At 52.4% G+C, this 2,870-nt stretch carries 10 protein-coding genes; all 10 read left to right on the forward strand.

All coding sequences use genetic code 11. The features are described from left to right. The first annotated feature begins 80 nt into the window (after positions 1-80). A complete protein-coding gene (locus QZV76_RS07205) occupies positions 81-500 on the forward strand; it encodes a single-stranded DNA-binding protein (RefSeq protein WP_290599339.1) in 420 nt (139 codons plus the stop codon). 11 nt (positions 501-511) lie between these two features. Beyond that, complete coding sequence (locus QZV76_RS07210) at positions 512-766, forward strand: hypothetical protein (RefSeq protein WP_290599341.1); 255 nt, start codon at positions 512-514, stop codon at positions 764-766. Next, entirely contained in the window at positions 759-1,088 is a 330-nt protein-coding gene (locus QZV76_RS07215; protein ID WP_290599342.1) for a hypothetical protein, read from the forward strand. Before QZV76_RS07210 ends, QZV76_RS07215 begins: the two co-directional genes overlap by 8 nt. Continuing rightward, a complete protein-coding gene (locus QZV76_RS07220) occupies positions 1,085-1,294 on the forward strand; it encodes a hypothetical protein (RefSeq protein ID WP_290599343.1) in 210 nt (69 codons plus the stop codon). The genes QZV76_RS07215 and QZV76_RS07220 overlap by 4 nt, the downstream gene beginning before the upstream one ends. Continuing rightward, positions 1,291-1,506, forward strand: coding sequence for a hypothetical protein (locus QZV76_RS07225; protein WP_290599344.1), 216 nt, complete (start codon positions 1,291-1,293; stop codon positions 1,504-1,506). Before QZV76_RS07220 ends, QZV76_RS07225 begins: the two co-directional genes overlap by 4 nt. After that, a complete protein-coding gene (locus tag QZV76_RS07230) occupies positions 1,507-1,668 on the forward strand; it encodes a hypothetical protein (RefSeq protein WP_290599345.1) in 162 nt (53 codons plus the stop codon). Next, positions 1,658-1,966 carry a hypothetical protein gene (locus tag QZV76_RS07235; RefSeq protein ID WP_290599346.1) on the forward strand — a complete coding sequence of 103 codons (309 nt, stop codon included), beginning with the start codon at positions 1,658-1,660 and terminating at the stop codon, positions 1,964-1,966. Before QZV76_RS07230 ends, QZV76_RS07235 begins: the two co-directional genes overlap by 11 nt. 20 nt (positions 1,967-1,986) lie before the next feature. Further along, positions 1,987-2,286, forward strand: a complete 300-nt coding sequence (locus QZV76_RS07240) for a hypothetical protein (RefSeq protein WP_290599348.1) — start codon at positions 1,987-1,989, stop codon at positions 2,284-2,286. Positions 2,287-2,347: 61 nt separating this feature from the next. Continuing rightward, positions 2,348-2,677, forward strand: a complete 330-nt coding sequence (locus QZV76_RS07245) for a hypothetical protein (protein WP_290599350.1) — start codon at positions 2,348-2,350, stop codon at positions 2,675-2,677. Beyond that, positions 2,623-2,870, forward strand: a 248-nt coding sequence (locus tag QZV76_RS07250; protein WP_290599351.1) for a hypothetical protein, incomplete at its 3' end; no start/stop codon positions are given. The genes QZV76_RS07245 and QZV76_RS07250, both read left to right, overlap by 55 nt.

Genomic DNA, 2,870 nt, shown 5'->3' on the forward strand with positions numbered 1-2,870 from the left:
AATGGCACCAATATGGCTATGTTGGACGCTTAGCGTTGGAAATAGGCCGCAATACGGCCACATCTTGAAAGGACACCACAATGACAATTCCACGAATCGCCGGAATCTTCCGACTTACCCGAGACCCAGAACTCCACTTCACCCAATCCGGAAAAGCCGTCGCCACCCTCGGACTCGCCGCATCCGACAGCAAACCAGACCGTCAAGGTGGTTGGCAAAAACTAGCAACACTGTTTATAGAAGCGAATCTGTGGGGCACCCCAGCAGAAATTGTGACAAATTCCTGCAACAAGGGCGACGAACTCTACGTTGCAGGCACCCCCTACACCGAACAATGGCAAGACAAAAACGGCAATAAGCACTCCACTATCAAACTCCGCGCCAATGCTGTAAAACTCATCGCCAAACCGCAAGACAACGCCCAACCGCAAGCTGACCAGTGGAACAGTCAGCCCACGGAATTCGGGGCTAACAACGGCTCCGACAACCCTCCGTTCTAGGACACACAGCAATGAGTATGGAAGATTACAACCTCACTGAAAAGATCGAGACACTCCAAGAAATCCTCGATGATCTCGAACAGCAACGAGACGACACCATGTCCGAAATGGAGGATTGGGGAATCACCGTCGATTACCCAGACGACTACAACCGCTGGGAAGACGCAATCACCATCGCCATCGAAGATGTTGAGTTTGCCCTCCACAGCCTCAAAACCGCAGAAACAATGCTCAAAGACCTATACAAGGACGCACGACATGAATGAACCAAGCGTATTCGGATACGGAGTCTTTCTCGAGACCATATGCCCCACCGATGTCATGCTGCTCTACATGGCAGCCGAACACCCAGAACAGCTGGGAGAGCCGATTACACGCCCTGAAATGGCAGCCATAGCCGATAAGTGCGCACAGTCCTGTTTCGGCCTCTATTGCCTCCTAGAGTGGCTAGAAACCCTCTCCAAAGACCAAGGCCAGGAACTCTACGTAGACACACTCAAAGACCAATTGAGCATGGCGAATAACGGCTTCTACTACGTTGCGAGCCTCATTGACCAACAAGAGGAAAAGGAGGAAGAGGAACAGTGAGCAAAGTAAACGTTGACCGCTACCAAGGTTACGACGTGTGCTCAGGCACGCTCCATGGGAACCGCTGCTCCGTCTCCGTCAAAAACGCCTCATCCCCCGGCGCAATCCAACACAGAATCAACGAGTTACGCAACCAGGCGGCACTCTTCAATCGCCAATGCGCGATCCTACAAGCCCGCCTAGACGAAATCGGTGGAATGCCATGACACTACGCACACAACGAGACCGCCTCGACAATTACCTTACCCAGGCAACCGTGCTCGCAAACGACCTCGACCGCATGGCGAAAGACAAAAACACCCGCTGGATGACACGGAAACGAGCAGAAGTGCTCTCCCACACGGTGAAGGCCTCATGCTGGGATACTCACCGTCTCATCGACATCATCTCAGACACCATCGACAAGGAGGAACAGTAAATGTACGCGATCAAAGAACTCGTACCACTCGACCTCCAAGAATCCCTGGACAACAACCAGCAGAGCAACGACATGTGGCGCAACTACCCGCTGGATGCCGACGACATCGACCAATTCACACAATCAGACTTCGACTACCAGGAGGCAAAAAATGCTCTCTAACGATAACGGAACTCAAGAACAAGAACTGAGTGACGAGCTAAACGCTGTTGATACAGCTAAAAACATGGTAGAAGTAGGAAAGCTTCTAATCGATGTGTGCGAAGCGGTGGAAAGTATTATTTCCCAAGATGGCGACATCAATAAAAAACGTGAAATTCTAGAGCAGACAGAAAAGATCTGCAAAGATACGTTTCCACTAGATCAAGAGTACGCAAGCAAAAAGCAATATCTGCAAGAGATATTCTGCGACCTTTTACTCGGCCAGCCAAACGATGAACCGCATGATGGCGAACAGTAGCAAGACGAAAAGGGATGATTATGCCTGACACGACATCAACTGAGAAGAACCGAGATAAAACGAACCTCGAGGCGAAAACAATCCGGATTGATCAGAACGAGTCCGGGTACTGGCTCACTCCAACGGTAGGACCCGGAGGCTGCTACGTCCCCGGCGAGTACTCCCTAGCGACGCTACAATCCACCAAGCGGTCTATCCAGAAAACCCTTAACACCTACAAGAAGTCCAAGCGCCCCGCGTTGGAGAAGATCGCCTGTCTGGAACAAGCTATCCCGATTGTCGACGCGGCCATCTCCGAATACCAGGAGGAAATATCATGACCTCGGTCAATTCCGATGCCCTCGCATCCAGTATCTGCCGTGTCTGCGACGAGGACTAGCCATGCCGCACCCGAATAAGGCTAAGGGCGACAGGGCTGAACGAGCCGCACTAGCAATCCTCCAACAGTACGACCCCGAAGCCCGACGCACCCGCCCCGGCCGCCGCGAAGACGAAGGCGACATCCACGCACTCAACATAGCATGGCAAGTAAAAGACGTAGCAACCCCCAAATGGCGACCCTGGCTAAACCAACTCACCACACAAGTCGAGCTAAGCCCCTACCAGCACGGCGCCTTAATCTGGAAACTACGAGGATACGGAGGAAAAGAGCCCAAATGGCTAGCCGTCATGGAACTCGACCAACTCGCAGCACTCCTACAGTCTCCCTAACCAGAATCCGCACCATACTGGAATACCTGGACACCCCCACAACCAGCGGCTACCCATACCACACCCTAGAAGCCCTCACAGACCTACACACCATCTGCAACGACACAATAGGCCGCTACCCCGCCACCTACCGCAACGAAGACATACCGTTTATTGTTCACCGCGCCCTGGACTACCTAAACACCAATAGAAA

The organism is Lawsonella sp., assembly GCF_011525565.1.
GTDB classification, from domain to species: Bacteria; Actinomycetota; Actinomycetes; order Mycobacteriales; family Mycobacteriaceae; genus Lawsonella; species Lawsonella clevelandensis_A.